The organism is Streptomyces sp. MB09-01 (assembly GCF_033794505.1).
Taxonomy (GTDB): Bacteria; Actinomycetota; Actinomycetes; order Streptomycetales; family Streptomycetaceae; genus Streptomyces.
Genome location: NZ_JARAYQ010000026.1, coordinates 41,115 through 56,459, shown reverse-complemented (window position 1 = coordinate 56,459; position 15,345 = coordinate 41,115). Strand labels below are relative to the sequence as shown.

The window sequence follows — 15,345 nt, the reverse complement described above, 5'->3', positions numbered from 1 at the left end:
GTGCGGGAGGGGTGCGAGGGGGTCATCGGTGCTCCGGGAACAGCGGTAGGGGGCTGCGGTACGCCGCCCCACCCGGCGTGGACGGGTGGGGCGGCGTACCGGTGGAATGCTCTGGTCGTCAGCAGATGCGGGCGGCGGAGGAGATCCTCTTCTTGAAGGTCGCCGAGGCGTTGCCCCGGTGGCCCTCCGGAATGAAGCCCTTGTCACCCCACATGCCGGAGTTGGTCCAGACGTAGAACCCGCAGCTGTTGTTGATGTACGACTGCGTGTTCTCGTTGACCATCTGGCCGGCGCAGCTCCGGGACCCCTTGAAGAAGTCGTCGCCGAAGTTGTCGTCCGTGGCGCTCAGGTCGAACACGGAGTTCTGGTAGTTCGTCTGGCAGAAGAGGCCGAACTCCGTGTTGTCGAGGTATCCGTCCTTCCAGCCGTCGGCGTTGGCGGTGCCCATGCCGAGGCCGAGGGCGGAGAGGGTGAGGGCGGCGGCGACGACGCCGCGCAGTGCGGTGCGAGTACGCATGAGGTTGTTCTCCCGTTATCAAGTCTTGTGGTCGGTGAGCTGAATGACGTTCTGGCGACTCGCGCGCAGGCCCCAGGGACCGGTCGGTCAAAGATCGAAACGTCCAGGTCGCGCGCCAGCCAATGCGAGGTGCTCGCCCCCCGCAGTTCTGGATCAAGGAGCGGCGAGCCGGGGGGCCGTCGTGGTCGTCAGCAGCCCTTCATCGCCGAGGAGATCCGGTCCTTGAACGTGTCGGTGGCGTTGCCGCGGTAGCCGGACGGGACGAAGCCCTGGCTGCCCTGCCAGTCAATGTTGGTGAGCACGTACCAGCCGCAGTTCGACCTGTTCAGGTAGGAGCGGGTGTTGTCGTTGACCATCTGGCCGGCGCAGCTCCGGGACCCCTTGAAGAAGTCGTCGCCGAAGTTCTTGTCGCCGCTGAAGAGGTCGAAGACGGAGTTCTCCTGGTTCTCGTAGCAGAACAGGCCGAACTCGGTTTCGGTGAGGTAGCCGTCCCTCTCGTCGGCGTTGGCGGTGCCCATGCCGAGGCCGAGGGCGGAGAGGGTGAGGGCGGTGGCGGCGACGCCGCGCAGGATGGTGCGAGTACGCATGGGATTCTTCCCCCGTTGTCAGGTCTGGTGATCTGTGGTCGTGGAACGTCGCGTTCGTCAGCAGCCCGGGGTCGTGGAGGAGATCTTGTCCTTGTACGTGGCGCTGGCGTTGCCGCGGTAGCCGGACGGGATCGAGCCCTGGCTGCCGGTCATGTTGATGTCGGTGAACACGTACCAGACGCAGCCGTCGCCGTTCAGGTAGGAGCGGGTGTTGTCGTTGACGTTCTGACCCGCACAGCTTCTCGAGCCCTTGAACCAGTCGTCGGTGAAGTTCTCGTCGGCGTACCAGAGGTCGAAGACGGAGTTCTCCTGGTTCTCGTAGCAGAACAGGCCGAACTCGGTGCTGGTGAGGTAGCCGTCCTTCTCCCGGTCGCCGGCGTTGGCCGTGCCCATGCCGAGGCCGAGGGCGGAGAGGGTGAGGGCGGTGGCGGCGACGCCGCGCAGTACGTTGCGGGTGCGCATGTGCTTCCTTCTTTCGTTGTCAAGTCCGTTGGACTGTGAGGTAGATGACGTCTCGAAAGTCATTCGCAGAACACCGGCGCTGTTCGGTTAGAGTTCGAAAAGCCCAGGTCGCGCGCCAGTTAATGCGAAGCGTTCGCACTCCGCAACTTGGTTTGGATCAAGCGATTGTGCGTGGGGACCGTCGCTCAGAGGGAGTTGACGAGTCGTCATGACGGTGGGGCTGCGCGGCCCGGATCGTCGGGGGAGCGGGATGAAGGAGTCGGAACTCGTGGTTTCTCAGAAGGTCCCGGCGCCGGCCGGGCTTTCGCGCCGTCGCCGCTGGATCGGGGCGGTGGCGGGTGGGGCCGTCCTGCTCACCGCGGTCGGTGTGGGGTCCTCGTTCGTGATCAAGTCGCCCGCGCAGGCCGCCGCGGAAGCGGGGCCGCCGCCGGTGGACGTGCTGACGTCCCGCGTCGAGAAGAGGGTGCTCCGCGACACGCTCATCGTCCGGGGTACGGCGAGCGCCGCGCAGACGGTCCAGGTCGCCCCCTCCGGCGGGGGCGAAGGCGCCGCGGCCGCGGTGGTGACGAAACTGCCGCTCGCGCAGGGGAGCGAGGCGGGCGCCGGACGGGTGCTCATGGAGATCTCCGGCCGCCCGCTGTTCGTCCTGCCCGGAAAGACGCCCGTGTACCGGGACCTCAAGCCCGGAGCGACCGGTGATGATGTCGCGCAGCTCCAGCGGGCACTGGCCGCGATGGGCCACGGCAGCGGCGGCGACAAGGCCGGCCAGTTCGGCGCCGGTACGAAGGCGGCGCTGACCGCCTTCTACGCCTCCATCGGCTACGACCCGCTGCCGGCGTCGACGGACGGCGGTCAGGCCGTGACCGGGGCCCAGGACTCGGTGAGCGGAGCGGAACGGGCCCTGCAGGACGCACGGGCGGCCGCCAAGGCCGAGGTACCCGGAGGTGGAGCGACCGGAGCGACCGGAGCGCCCGGGGCGTCGGCTGCGCCCTCCGGCAAGCCGGCCTCCAGCGGGTCCGACCCCCAACTGGCGGTGACCCGGGCCCAGGAGGACCTCGACAAGGCCCGCCGCCGGCTGTCGGAGGCCCAGGCCAAGGCCGGACCGATGCTGCCCGCCGGAGAGGTGGTCTTCCTGGACGGGCTCCCCGCACGGGTGGACGCCCTCAACGTGGCCGTCGGCAGCAACGTCTCCGGTACCGCGATGACCCTGTCCGCCGGGGAGCTCGTGGTCCGGGCACAGCTCAAGGAGCACCAGAAGGGTCTGGTGCGCGCCGGACAGAAGGTGGAGATCCAGTCCGAGGTGAGCCGCATCACCGCGGCCGCCCAGGTGCAGTCGGTGGACGACAAGCTGTCCGTCCCGAAGGCCGCCGCCCCGGCCGGCGGGTCCGGCCAGGGCCCGGGTCAGGGCCAGGGCCAGGCCCAGGGGCCCGCGGGACAGCCGGGCTACGCCCTCGTCATCCGTCCCGACCAGCCGCTCGATCCCTCTCTCGTGGGGCAGGACGTACGCCTGACCATCGAGGCGGCCGCGACCGACGGGGCCGCCCTCGTCGTGCCCGTGAGCGCCGTGTCGGCGGGAGCGGACGGCCTCACCAGCGTGACCGTCGTCGACGCCTCCGGCGCACAGCGCCGGGTCGGGGTCAAGGCGGGGACCGTCGGGGACGGCTTCGTCGAGGTCGTGCCCAGTGCTCCGGGCACCCTGAACGAAGGGGACAGCGTGGTCACCGGCGTGAAGCAGACCCCGGGAGCACGCGGCGGAACGGCGGGCCGGCCGTGATGGACACCCCGAACGGGACGGGCGCGCCGGACGCCCCGGACCCAGAGGACGGGCCGAGCGCGCCGGACGCCGAGGCCGCGCCGCCCGTCATCGAGTTCCGGCAGGTCGGCCTGACCTATCCCGGGCCGCCGCCGGTGCAGGCGCTGCGCCCCGCCGACCTGCGGGTGGCAGCAGGCGAGTTCGTCACCGTCGTCGGTCCCTCCGGCTCCGGCAAGTCCACGTTCCTGAACATCGCGGGGCTCCTCGACGCGCCCACCTCGGGCACCTACGCACTCGACGGGATCGACACCGGCACCCTCGGGGACGCGGGGCGCACCGCGCTGCGCGGCAGCCGCATCGGGTTCGTCTTCCAGTCCTTCCACCTGCTCGCCCACCGCTCGGCCGAGGAGAACGTGGCCCTCGCCATGCTCTACAACGGGGTCCCGCGGCGCGAACGCGTGCCCCGGGCTCGGGAAGTCCTCCAGCGGGTGGGGCTGGGCCACCGCGTCGACGCGCTGCCCGCCCGGTTGTCGGGCGGTGAGCGGCAGCGCGTGGCCATCGCCCGCGCCCTGGTCGGCAACCCCTCCCTGCTGCTGTGCGACGAACCGACCGGAAACCTGGACACCGCCAACGCGCAGACGGTCCTCGGTCTCCTGGACGAACTGCACCGGGACGGGATGACCATCCTCGTGATCACGCACGATCCGGAGGTCGCCCGCCGAGGCGGCCGGACGGTCACGATCCGGGACGGCGTCCTTTCCGAGCGCGCCGCGGAGCACGCCGGGGTGACCGCATGACCGGTCGGGTCCGGACCCGTATCCGCATCCGGGGCCGCCGGGCGCAAGGGCCGCCGCGGAGCCTCGTACGGCCCTCGCGGCTGGCCGTGCGCGACGCACTCGCCGAGTCCCTGGCCGGCATCCTGCAGCGCCCCGCCCGTTCGATGCTGACGGCCCTGGGCACCGTCCTGGGTGTCGGGTCGTTCGTCGCCATCCTCGGTCTGACGGCGACGACCTCGTCCCAGATCGACGCCCGCTTCAGCGTGCTCAGTGCCACCGAGGTGACCGTCGAGGACGTGGCCCGGAGCCGGAACGAGTTCGCCGGCCCCGGCTTCCCCGCCGACGCGGACCGACGGATCGAGCGCCTGGGCGGCGTCAGGAACGCCGGCGTGTACTACGGGGTGCGGCTCCCCCCGGGCACCACCGTGAGCTCCTCGCCCGTCGGCGCGGACGAGGGAGGCGAGCGGCTCGACGTCGTCGCCGCGTCCCCCGGCGCGCTGCGGGCCGCCGTCCCCGCGCTCGACCAGGGCAGGCTCTTCGACGACTACCACTCCGAGACCCGGCAACGGGTCGCGGTCCTCGGTGCGGCCACCGCCGCCCGGCTCGGGATCACCACGGTCGCCACGCATCCGGCGGTCTTCATCGGCGAGGAACCCTTCACCGTCGTGGGGATCATCGGCGACGTGGAGCGCAAGGCGGACCTGCTGCTGTCCGTCGTCGTGCCCCGCAGCACGGCCGAGGAGGTCTTCGGGCCTCCCCAGGGCACCGACGCCAGGATGCTCGTCGCCACCGAGCTGGGGGCGGCCCAGCAGGTCGCGGAACTGGCCCCGACCGCACTGCGCCCCGATCATCCGGAGTACCTCAAGGCGGTCGCGCCGGCGGATCCGAAGAGCCTGCGGACGAACGTGTCCTCGGACCTCGGCCAGCTGTTCCTCGTCCTCGCCGGGATCTGCCTGATCATCGGAGCGGTCGGCATCGCCAACACGACCCTGGTCGCCGTACTGGAACGCACCGGCGAGATCGGGCTGCGCCGCGCCCTGGGCGCCCGCGGGCGCCACATCAGCCTGCAGTTCCTGGCCGAGTCCGGGGCTCTCGGCGCGCTGGGCGGGCTCGTGGGCACCTCACTGGGCAGCGTGACCGTCGTCCTCGTCGCGGTGATCAGGGAGTGGACGCCGGTCATCCACCCGCTCACGGTCCTGGCCGCGCCCGCCATCGGACTGCTGACCGGTGTACTGGCCGGCCTCTATCCGGCATGGCGGGCTTCCCGGATCGAGCCGGCCGAGGCACTGCGCCGCTGAGCGGCGCGACCGCCGGGGGAGGCGGCACCGGCGGGGGCGGCGCGGCCTGAGAGGATGGGGCCGTACCCGCCGATCCGCATCGCACACCGAGGGGCGAACGCCAGTGACAAGGGCCTCCCTGGACAAGCAGCCGCACGAAGTCGCCTCCATGTTCGACAGGGTCGCGGCGAACTACGACCTGACCAACGACGTCCTCTCCCTCGGCCAGGACAGGGTGTGGCGCAAGGAGGTCGCGAAGGCGGTCGGCGCGCGTCCCGGGCAGAAGGTCCTCGACCTGGCCGCCGGCACGGCGACCTCCTCGCTGCCCTTCGCCGCGACCGGTGCGTACGTGGTCCCCTGCGACTTCTCGCTGGGCATGCTCCAGGAGGGCAAGAAGAAGCACTCCTGGCTGCCGCTGACCGCCGGCGACGCGACGAAGCTGCCGTTCAAGGACGACGTCTTCGACACCGTGACGATCTCCTTCGGCCTGCGCAACGTCCAGGACACCGACACCGCCCTGCGCGAGCTGTACCGGGTCACCAAGCCCGGCGGCCAGGTCGTGATCTGCGAGTTCTCGCAGCCCACGTGGGCGCCGTTCCGGACCGTCTACACCGAGTACCTGATGCGCGCGCTGCCGCCGGTGGCCCGCGCCGTGTCGTCCAACCCCGACGCGTACGTGTACCTCGCCGAGTCCATCCGCGCATGGCCGGACCAGCCCGCGCTCGCCGGGCTGCTGCAGAAGGCCGGCTGGTCCAAGGTGGCCTGGCGCAACCTCAGCGGCGGCATCGTCGCGCTGCACCGGGGCACCAAGGACTGACCGCCGTGCCCGACGCCGCCCCCACCGACTACGGGCCCCTGCTGGAGCGCATCGCGGCCGACATCGCCCCGCTGCTCGGCAGCGGCACGCCCGCCGAGTACATCCCGGCCCTCGCCGAGGTGGACCCGCGGCACTTCGGGATGGCCGTCGCCGACCTCGACGGCAACGTCTTCGGGGTGGGCGACTGGCGGGTCCCCTTCTCCGCGCAGTCCATCACCAAGGTCTTCGCGCTCGCCCTGGCCCTGGCCGAGGGCGGCGACAGCCTGTGGGAGCGGGTCGGCCGGGAGCCCTCCGGCAACCCGTTCAACTCCCTCGTACAACTGGAGTACGAGAACGGCATTCCGCGCAACCCGTTCATCAACGCGGGCGCCCTCGTGGTCACCGACCGGCTCCAGACCCTCACGGGCGACGCGAGCAGCGAACTGCTGGAGTTCCTGCGGCAGGAGAGCCAGAACCCCGCCATAGGCTTCGACGCCGACGTCGCGGCCTCCGAGCAGGAGCACGGCGACCGCAACGCGGCCGTCGCCCACTTCATGGCCTCGTACGGGAACATCGACAACCCGGTGCCCGCACTGCTGGAGCACTACTTCTGGCAGTGCTCCATCGAGATGACCTGCGCCGACCTGGCCCTCGCCGGGCGCTTCCTGGCCCGGCACGGGCTCCGGGCGGACGGCTCGCGGCTGCTGACCCGCAGCGAGGCCAAGCAGATCAACGCGGTGATGCTGACCTGCGGGACCTACGACGCGGCCGGCGAGTTCGCGTACCGCGTCGGCCTGCCGGGCAAGAGCGGCGTCGGCGGCGGCATCGTCGCGGTCGTCCCGGGCCAGTGTGTTCTGGCGGTGTGGAGCCCGGGCCTGGACGCCCGGGGCAACTCGGTGGCGGGCGTGGCCGCCCTGGACCGCTTCACGACCCTGACGGGCCTGTCGGTCTTCTAGGCCCGCGAACGCCGGTGCAGCGGGTCCGGACCGTGCGTGGTCCGGACCCGCTGCTCCCGTGATCAGGACTGCTGTGCTGCCAGACGATCGGCAGAACTCCGGCGCTGCGGCTGGACGGTGTCCACGAGGACCCCGGAACCCTGCCCGGGCGTGTAGTTCCAGTCCCAGATCTTCCCCGCGACCCTGCCGAGCCGTTCGTCGCCGGGCCGCACGTCGATGTAGAACAGCGCCTCGTCCGGCTTCGGGTCGTCGCCGCCCCAGCGCACCACGCCCTCGCAGTCGGCGAGGATGTCCCGCAGGGTCAGCTCCTGCATCGGGTAGAAGCCGCCGCGCGCCCCGGCAGGGTAGGAACCGGAGCGGATCCGCACGGCCGTTCCGGAAGCCAGGTTCGACTCCGGAAGGCCCTTGCGCACGGAGTCGGGCTTCACCCAGCCGACGACGTCACCGCCCCGGAGGGCGTCGATCTCGTAGTGGAAGCGGCGGACCACGTGGACCAGGACGGTCTCGACGTCGGCCATGCGGACCTGGATCCCCCCGACCGGGAGACCGGTGACGGGCCGGGTGTAGATGCTGCCGTGGTCATCCGCGACCTTCTCCATCTCCCACCCGTTCTTCGAGGGGATGCCGGTCTGGACGCGCTTCTCGCGTTCCTGGGCCTTCTTGATGGCGTCACGGACGTGGGCCGGATCCGGGGAACGCCCTGCGGCGTGGGCGGGGGTGGCCAGCTGCGAGCCGACCGCGACGCCGACCGCCACGAAGGCGGCCCGCCGCAGAACCGTGCGGCGAGAGATCTTTTCAGTCATTTCTTGTCTCCTCGTACCGATGGCCGGCGTCAGACGTTCCGGGATATGGAGTTGTACTTCTCCATGATTTGGTAGAGCGCCAGGCGCTTCTTCGCGTGCTCCACGGCCACCGAGTCCTCGGTGCCCTGGTACCGGCGCAGGATCTGGTAGATCTCGCTCTCCGTGTAGTCCAGGCTCATCGGCCGCATCACCTTCTCGGTGGGCGAGTTGCCCGGCGCGCCACCGGCGTTCCAGAGGTGGACGAGGGGGACGCTCTGGATGGCGAAGTAGTCCTCGTTCCGGAGGTCGTCCCAGACCTCGAACTTGTCCTTGTCACTGGTGACGTTGCGGATCGTGCCCGTGGTGAACCCGTTCTGGATGGCGTAGTTCCACGCCAGGACGGCGGTCTTCCCGAACATCTGGGCGATCCCGGTCGAGCTGTCCGCGAACCCGAGGCCGGACTGGAACTGAGCCGCGACACGCACGTCCGCGGCCAGGTCGGCGGCGTCGATGTGCCGCATCTCCCAGTAGCACGCCGTCTGGATGAGCGCCTTGCGCATCTTGTACTTGTAGGCGAGCTGGGTGATCACCGTGTCCCACTCGACGACGACCCTCTGGAAGCACGTTTCGTTGCCGTACGTCCTGATGCCGCCGTCGTTCGGGAAACCGATCGACTCCATGTACTTGCCGACGTCCGTCCGCATCGCCCCGATGACGCTGGAAGCGAGGTTGGTGTCCGGGAGCGGGGTGCGGGGCGCGTTGAACGAAGCCTGCCCGATGTCGCGCCCCGACGCGATGTTGATGTCGATGTTGATCGCGCCGTCACCCGAGCCGATGGTGCGGGTGACGATCTGGTCGTAGGCCCAGTTCTCGGGCATCGGGTAGCCGAAGTTGCCGGAGAAGCCGGACGACATGTCGGAGACGAACGAGGCGGTGGCGTGACCGGCCTCGCCGACACGGGTGCAGACGTTCCGGGGTCCGTAGACACCGATGCCGAAGCGGTTGCCGTCGTCCGCGATGGCGTCCTGGATGCCCTTGAAGTGCGGCAGGACGCTGCTCGACACGTCCTCGTCGAGCGCGTCGAAGTCCACGGCGAAGAAGATCCGTGTCCCGGTCTTGAAACCGTGGTCCAGCGCCGCGTTGATCGCGGACTGGCCCGCGGCACGGCCCAGGGGGTAGCTGAAGTCCGAGGCGTCGCGGCCGAAGGTCTGGTAGATCGGGAAGCAGCGGAGCCCGCTCGCGGCGATGGTCTGCAGCTCGCCCGGCTGGATCGCCTTGTGCCGCAGCGGGTCCTTGTCGTCCTTCGGGGGGACCGGGTTGGTGAGGTACCGGCCCACGTATTTGATGCCCTGGGCTTTCAGGGTCGCCGCCCGCGCGGGCGTGATCAGCGTGATGCCGTCGCACGCCTCGCCGTTGCGGGACTGGTCGCCGTAGGAGACCAGCAGCGAGGCCCAGGTGGAGAAGTTGCCGGTGCCGGTGACCGGAAGGTTCACGAACGACTGGAAGGCGCTGACCGCGTAGGCGAGCGAGTCGGTGAAGCTGGAGGTGAAGGAGACCGGGCGCTGGTTGAGGACCATGCCGCCGGAGAAGAGCCGGACCCAGGTGCCCGAGGAACCCGTGGAGACGGTGTGGCTCTTCAGTCCGTTCTGGGTGCCGGGTCCGAAGACGCCGTTCGCGGTGCCGTCGGCCATGCCCAGCTCGTACTGCACGGCGAACAGCATGGACTTCGCGACGTCGCGGGAGTGGTGGCCGTCCGCCGGGATGATGTAGAAGTCCCGGCGGCCCACGTAGGAGCCGTTCAGCCAGCGCTGGACGGCCCGGATGTTCTCCGAGCCGCCGTTGACGGTGACGTAGGCGTCCATGTTGAGCAGGCCCTTGAACACCTTGGGGACCAGGGTGTCACCGGGGTACGTGGAGTCCACCCCCATGTCCTGCTTCAGTTTGACGATGGACGCCGACACACGGGAGTTGTACGTGCCGTCGAACGAGCCCCCGTCGTAGCCCTTGCAGTAAAGGGCGGCCTGGATGATCGAGGCGACGTTCTGGTTGGGCACCGTGCCGCTGTTGAGAGCCGGGTATTTCGACTGGAGGGTATTCAGCGTCGTGGGCCCGAAAGTGTCGGAGAGAGTCGTGAGTCCGAGCTCGTACTGAAGGGCGCGGGTGAGGGCGAACATCACCTTCCAGCTGGTGACGCCATTTTCGACGAGCGGCTCGGTGCCCAGCTTTCCGCGGTAGGCGGTATTGAGCCAGCTCTGGGCCCTGAGCACCATTTCGTCGGCCATGCGGGAACTCCTGTCGGTGCGGTCGCAACCAGGTGGGGCACCGGCCCGCCGCAGTGGCATGTGGGCTGGTGGGCGCGGGTGCGCATGACAGGAGCGCGCAAGAGCAGACCGATGTGTCCCCCCGGCACCGGTCTGACGATTTCGGACGGTGGCCGAAATTGCCGCGCTTGTTGATCAACCTATCGGAAGGATCGTGTGCGGAGCAGTCCGGGCATCTGCTTCCGGGGAGATTGGCGTGAAATATTCTGTTGCGACCGGAGGTCAAGTGCAGGTATAGCGAGGCCCGTCCGGTTGGGGGGAAAGCTGGAATTGGTAGGTCCGCACGCCGTGCGCTACGGAGAGCAGGACGGCTCTCCCGGACGGCATTCCGTGGCGAACTGGAAGAAGAGGAAGACGAGGAAGCACACGACCAGGGACACGGCGCTCATGACGGCGAAGCGCCGGCGCACTCGCCGGTGCCCTCCCGCGTACGCCAGCACCAGCCCGGCCGGGGGAGCGACGACCACGCCCGTGAGGGCCACCCACACCAGCACCGCGGCGGGGCCCCGGAAGAAGCCGTGGTCATGTGCCCAGACGCCGAAGCGGGCGCTGACGAGCATGGCGATCGGAGACGTCGCCCACCACACGGTCAGGACGGAGGACGTCCGCGTGACGGCGGCAGACGGAGAGCCGGTGCCGTTGACGGAGTCGTTGGAGGACACGGACTGCTCTCTTCTGTTCTAAAAGGTGAGTTCGTAGCGGCGTGCGGGATTGCCCGACGGGGTGCTGAACTCCTCGGCCAGCACCATGCCCAGGCGTTCCGCGACCGCCACCGAGCGGTCGTTGCGGGCGTCGATCATCGCCACGACCCGGGTCAGGCCGGCCGCCCGGACCCGCTCCAGGGTGGCCAGCGCGGCGGCGTACGCGTAGCCCCGGCCCCACGCGGAGCGGCCCAGCCGCCACCCGATCTCGATCTCGCCGACCGGGCCCCACTCCTTCTCCCGGGGCCACGGCTGGGCTCCGGTGAAGCCGATCACCGCGCCCTCCCCGTCCAGCAGGGTCCACAGGCAGTAGCCGAGCTGGGCGTCGTGCATGCGCTGGCGTGCGGTGAACTCCTCGTACGCGGACAGTTCCGCGGGACCGCCCAGGAACTCCATGACGTCGGGGTCGGCGAAGACCGCGTGCCAGGCGTGCGCGTCCTCGTCCGTGGGCACGCGGAGCTGTACGGCGGGAAGCGGCCGGGTCGGCGAGGTGGTCATCGGAGGCACCCTTCGGATCGTGATCTCTCTCGCTGCATAGACTGCACATGTCCGGTGCCGTTGGGCACCCTTTATCGAGCCTTCGGGAGACCCCGCAGTGACCGAGCTCCTCTCCGAACACTCCGCGGACGTGATCGTCGTCGGGGCCGGGCCCGCCGGCTCGACCACCGCCTACTACCTCGCCAAGGCCGGATTGGACGTCCTGCTGCTGGAGAAGACGGCGTTCCCGCGTGAGAAGGTCTGCGGTGACGGCCTCACCCCGCGCGCCACCAAGCAGCTGGTGGCGATGGGCATCGACATCTCCGAAGAGGCCGGCTGGCTGCGGAACAAGGGTCTGCGCATCATCGGCGGCGGCCAGCGGCTGCAGCTGGACTGGCCGGAACTCGCCTCCTACCCGGACTACGGACTCGTCCGCAAGCGTGACGACTTCGACGAGACCCTCGCCCGCCAGGCGCAGAAGGCCGGCGCCCGGCTGTACGAGCGCTGCAACGTCGGCGAGCCCGTACGCGACCCGCGCACCGGCCACATCACCGGCGTGCACGCGAAGCTGGGCGACGAGAAGACCCCGGTCACCTTCCACGCCCCGCTCGTCGTCGCGGCCGACGGCAACTCCTCGCGGATCTCCCTGGCGATGGGCCTGCACCGGCGCGAGGACCGCCCGATGGGCGTCGCCGTCCGCACGTACTTCACCTCGCCGCGGCACGACGACGACTACCTGGAGTCCTGGCTGGAGCTGTGGGACCGGCGCGGCGCGCAGGACCGGCTGCTGCCCGGCTACGGCTGGATCTTCGGCATGGGCGACGGCACCTCCAACGTCGGCCTCGGCATCCTCAACTCCTCCTCCGCCTTCAAGGAGCTGGACTGGCGCGAGGTCCTCAAGGCGTGGTGCGCCTCGATGCCCGAGGACTGGGGCTACACCCCCGAGAACATGACGCAGCCGATCCGCGGCGCGGCCCTGCCGATGGCCTTCAACCGGCAGCCGCACTACACCAAGGGCCTGCTGCTGGTCGGTGACGCGGGCGGGCTCGTCAACCCGTTCAACGGCGAGGGCATCGCGTACGCCATGGAGTCGGGCCAGATCGCGGCCGACGTCATCGTGCAGGCACACGCCCGGGCCACCCCGGCCCAGCGCGAGCTGGCGCTGCACAACTACCCGAAGGTGCTCAAGGAGACCTACGGCGGCTACTACACGCTGGGCCGCGCCTTCGTGAAGCTCATCGGCAACCCGAAGGTCATGAAGGTCGCCGCGCAGCGCGGCCTGACCCACCCGGTCCTGATGCGGTTCACGCTGAAGATGCTGGCCAACCTGACCGACCCGACGGGCGGCGACGCGATGGACCGCATCATCAACGGCCTGTCGAAGGTGGCCCCGAAGGCCTGAACCGGGCGGCGGCGCCCGCGCGGGCGCCGCTCGTTCAGTCCTCCGTGGCCGCGGTCGTGGCTTCGGCTGCGGTCGCGTACGGCTCCGGGGCGGGCTCCGGGCCGCCGTGGACCGTACGGATGCACCTCGCCAGCAGCACCAGCCCGCACAGCAGCAGCACGCCCGAGGCCGCCCAGCCGAGCCCCAGCGTGAGCGGGTGCCCCGGCTTCTGCCAGGGGCGGGTGGTCGTCAGCAGCCAGCCCCCGACGGCGAGCAGGCCGAGCCCGAGCGCGCCCGCGACGGCGGTGGGGTCGCCGGCGCCGTGGGACTCGTACGGCTTCGGGTTCACGGGACCACCACCTCCGGTGACGGGTCGGCTCTGACGGTCAGGGCGCCGCCGCTATCTTCGCAGGGCCTCGGCCGGTTCCACACGGGCCGCCCGCCAGGCGGGATAGAGCCCGGCCAGCAGCCCGGTGACCAGGCCGACGAGCGGGGCCGCGGCGACGGTGACCGGGTGGATCACCGGGGTCCAGTCCCGGGCGAGGGAGACGGCGACCACGGTCAGCTCGCCCAGCGAGGTGCCGACCAGCCCGCCGAGGGCTCCGAGGGCCGCGGACTCGGTGAGGAACTGCGCCGAGACGTGCCGGCCGCGGGCGCCGAGCGCACGGCGCAGCCCGATCTCGCCGGTCCGCTCCAGCACGGCGACGAGCGTGGTGTTGGCGATCCCGACGGCCCCGATCACCAGGCAGATCCCGGCGAGCAGCAGGAAGAGCGCGCTCAGGTCGGACGTGACACCGGAGCGCAGCGTGCGCGGGTCCGGCGGCGGTACGGCCTTGAGGTACTCGGGATGGTCGGGGCGCAGCGCGAGCGGGGCCAGGTCGGCGACCTGCCGGGCGGCCCCGAGCTCGGTGGCGACCAGCATGCTCGCCGAGCCGGGCGACGGGGGACCCCACAGCTGCTCCGCGGTGGTGCGCGGGACGAGGACCGACATCAGGTGCTCGGGCCGGCGTTCCAGGTCCGCGACGATGCCGCCCACGGTGAAGGGCTCCTGGCCGATGTAGAGCGCGGGCCGAGTGGCCAGGGTGGTGATCCCGAGGCGGGCGGCGAGCCCGCTGCCGATGACGACGACGCGCTCGTGCCCGCGCTCGGCGAAGTCGTCGTAGAGCCGCCCCTGCTGGAGGGTCGGTACGAGGGCGGCGACGGCCCCGGGGGAGGCGGCGACGACGGCCGCGCCGGTGGTGGCCTCGCCGGCGCCGGACGGCAGGGGGCCGACGGAGGTCCGCGAGTCCAGCCGCACCGTCCACATCACCCCGGCGTGCTCGATGCCCGCGACCGCGCGCAGCCGCTGCTCGGCATCGGCGGGGAAGCCGGGGCCGGCGAACTCGTCCTGCCGGGCGGCGACGTCCTCGATGCTCACCTCGGTGGCGGTCAGGACGTTGAACCGGCCGTCGATCTGCGAGGAGATGGTGGCGGTGAGGCCGAGTACGGCCACGAAGCTGCCGACGCCGAGGACGGTGCCGAGGGCGGTGAGCGCGGCCCGGCCGGGGCGGCGCAGCATGCCGGCGACGGCCTCGGCCAGGGCGTCGCGTACGGACAGCCGGGTCGGTTCGACGGTGCTCACAGGTGCAGCCGCCCGTCGCGGATGGTGACGGTCCGGCGGCCGCGCCGGGCCACTTCGACGTCGTGCGTGATGACGAGGACGGTCATTCCGGAGCCGTGGAGCTCGTCCAGCAGCCCGAGGACGGAGGCGGCGTTGGCGGAGTCGAGGTTGCCGGTCGGCTCGTCGCACAGCAGCAGCGAGGGCCGCCCGACGAGGGCGCGCGCGATGGCCACGCGCTGCCGCTCACCGCCCGACAGCCGCCCGGGGACGGCGCCGGCCCGGTGCCCGAGACCGACCTGGTCCAGGGCCTCGCGGGCCCGTACGAGGCGCTGGGCGCGCGGAATTCCGGTGTAGAGCATGGCGAGGGTGACGTTCTCCAGGGCGGACCGGTGGGGCAGGAGGTGGAAGGACTGGAAGACGAAGCCGATGCGGCGGCCGCGCAGGGCGGTGCGCTCCCGGTCGGGGAGGGCCGCGGTGTCGATCCCGTCGAGGAGGTACCGGCCGGTGGTGGGGGAGTCGAGCAGCCCGGCGACGTTGAGGAAGGTGGACTTCCCGGAGCCGGAGGGGCCGACGACGGTGAGGAACTCGCCGCGCCGGACGAGCAGCTCGCAGGGGTGGAGTGCCTCGACGGGCGGCGGCCCGGGGTAGGTCAGCCCGACCCCGCGGAACTCGATGACGGGGGCGGCCCCGACGGCGTGCGCTTGGGCCCCGACCCCGGGCGCTTCGGCCCTGGCCCGGGCCTCGGCCTCGGAAGCTCGGGCTCCAGCCTTGGCGGCGGGCGCCTCGGCCCCCGGCGTTCGGGCCCCGGCTTCGGATGCTCCGGCTCCGGGCTCGACGGCTGGCGCTTGGGCCCCGGCCTCGGCCTGAGCCCCGCCAGCGGGCGCTTCGGCCTGAGCCCCGACCCCGGGCCGGGCCCCGACCCCGGACCGGGCATCGGGCGCTTCGGCCCCGGACCGGGC

16 protein-coding genes are annotated in these 15,345 nt (G+C 71.1%); 6 read left to right on the top strand and 10 right to left on the bottom strand.

Annotation, left to right across the window (positions count from 1 at the left end; all coding sequences use genetic code 11):
• Positions 1–118: 118 nt before the first annotated feature.
• The 3 genes from PV721_RS08730 to PV721_RS08720 form a co-directional block, all read right to left on the bottom strand.
• Positions 119–517, bottom strand: a complete 399-nt coding sequence (locus PV721_RS08730; RefSeq protein ID WP_319722264.1) for a hypothetical protein — start codon at positions 515–517, stop codon at positions 119–121.
• Between the two features lie 188 nt (positions 518–705).
• Complete coding sequence (locus PV721_RS08725) at positions 706–1,104, bottom strand: hypothetical protein (protein ID WP_319722263.1); 399 nt, start codon at positions 1,102–1,104, stop codon at positions 706–708.
• A 57-nt stretch (positions 1,105–1,161) separates the two neighbouring features.
• Positions 1,162–1,566 carry a peptidase inhibitor family I36 protein gene (locus PV721_RS08720; RefSeq protein ID WP_319722262.1) on the bottom strand — a complete coding sequence of 135 codons (405 nt, stop codon included), beginning with the start codon at positions 1,564–1,566 and terminating at the stop codon, positions 1,162–1,164.
• 268 nt (positions 1,567–1,834) lie between these two features.
• On the opposite strand from PV721_RS08720, the gene PV721_RS08715 reads away from it, so the two are divergent.
• From PV721_RS08715 to PV721_RS08695, 5 genes are all read left to right on the top strand, one after another.
• On the top strand, positions 1,835–3,340 hold the full coding sequence (locus PV721_RS08715; RefSeq protein ID WP_319722261.1) for a peptidoglycan-binding domain-containing protein: 1,506 nt from the start codon (positions 1,835–1,837) through the stop codon (positions 3,338–3,340).
• A complete protein-coding gene (locus PV721_RS08710) occupies positions 3,340–4,116 on the top strand; it encodes an ABC transporter ATP-binding protein (protein WP_416371062.1) in 777 nt (258 codons plus the stop codon). Before PV721_RS08715 ends, PV721_RS08710 begins: the two co-directional genes overlap by 1 nt.
• Complete coding sequence (locus PV721_RS08705) at positions 4,113–5,393, top strand: ABC transporter permease (RefSeq protein WP_319722259.1); 1,281 nt, start codon at positions 4,113–4,115, stop codon at positions 5,391–5,393. The genes PV721_RS08710 and PV721_RS08705 overlap by 4 nt, the downstream gene beginning before the upstream one ends.
• Before the next feature lie 103 nt (positions 5,394–5,496).
• A complete protein-coding gene (locus PV721_RS08700; RefSeq protein ID WP_319722258.1) occupies positions 5,497–6,189 on the top strand; it encodes a demethylmenaquinone methyltransferase in 693 nt (230 codons plus the stop codon).
• Between the two features lie 38 nt (positions 6,190–6,227).
• A complete protein-coding gene (locus PV721_RS08695) occupies positions 6,228–7,124 on the top strand; it encodes a glutaminase (protein ID WP_416371061.1) in 897 nt (298 codons plus the stop codon).
• Between the two features lie 62 nt (positions 7,125–7,186).
• Here PV721_RS08695 and PV721_RS08690 read toward each other — a convergent pair whose 3' ends face one another.
• The 4 genes from PV721_RS08690 to PV721_RS08675 all read right to left on the bottom strand — a co-directional run bounded on the left by PV721_RS08690 (position 7,187) and on the right by PV721_RS08675 (position 11,426).
• On the bottom strand, positions 7,187–7,927 hold the full coding sequence (locus PV721_RS08690) for a hypothetical protein (protein ID WP_319722256.1): 741 nt from the start codon (positions 7,925–7,927) through the stop codon (positions 7,187–7,189).
• A gap of 29 nt (positions 7,928–7,956) precedes the next feature.
• The gene (locus PV721_RS08685) at positions 7,957–10,188 is read right to left on the bottom strand and encodes a glycoside hydrolase domain-containing protein (protein ID WP_319722255.1); all 2,232 of its coding nucleotides are present in this window, start codon (positions 10,186–10,188) and stop codon (positions 7,957–7,959) included.
• Positions 10,189–10,520: 332 nt separating this feature from the next.
• Positions 10,521–10,889, bottom strand: a complete 369-nt coding sequence (locus PV721_RS08680) for a hypothetical protein (RefSeq protein WP_319722254.1) — start codon at positions 10,887–10,889, stop codon at positions 10,521–10,523.
• 18 nt (positions 10,890–10,907) lie between these two features.
• Positions 10,908–11,426 carry a GNAT family N-acetyltransferase gene (locus tag PV721_RS08675; protein WP_319722253.1) on the bottom strand — a complete coding sequence of 173 codons (519 nt, stop codon included), beginning with the start codon at positions 11,424–11,426 and terminating at the stop codon, positions 10,908–10,910.
• A gap of 97 nt (positions 11,427–11,523) precedes the next feature.
• On the opposite strand from PV721_RS08675, the gene PV721_RS08670 reads away from it, so the two are divergent.
• Positions 11,524–12,807 carry a geranylgeranyl reductase family protein gene (locus tag PV721_RS08670; RefSeq protein WP_319722252.1) on the top strand — a complete coding sequence of 428 codons (1,284 nt, stop codon included), beginning with the start codon at positions 11,524–11,526 and terminating at the stop codon, positions 12,805–12,807.
• A 34-nt stretch (positions 12,808–12,841) separates the two neighbouring features.
• Here the strand turns inward: PV721_RS08670 and PV721_RS08665 are convergent, their stop codons facing one another.
• From PV721_RS08665 to PV721_RS08655, 3 genes are read right to left on the bottom strand one after another with little or no spacing between them, the layout of a single operon-like run.
• Positions 12,842–13,135, bottom strand: a complete 294-nt coding sequence (locus tag PV721_RS08665; RefSeq protein ID WP_319722251.1) for a hypothetical protein — start codon at positions 13,133–13,135, stop codon at positions 12,842–12,844.
• A 51-nt stretch (positions 13,136–13,186) separates the two neighbouring features.
• Positions 13,187–14,407: an ABC transporter permease gene (locus tag PV721_RS08660; RefSeq protein ID WP_319722250.1), complete on the bottom strand. Its 1,221-nt coding sequence runs from the start codon at positions 14,405–14,407 to the stop codon at positions 13,187–13,189.
• Complete coding sequence (locus PV721_RS08655; protein ID WP_319722267.1) at positions 14,404–15,060, bottom strand: ABC transporter ATP-binding protein; 657 nt, start codon at positions 15,058–15,060, stop codon at positions 14,404–14,406. The genes PV721_RS08660 and PV721_RS08655 overlap by 4 nt, the downstream gene beginning before the upstream one ends.
• Positions 15,061–15,345 lie beyond the last annotated feature (285 nt).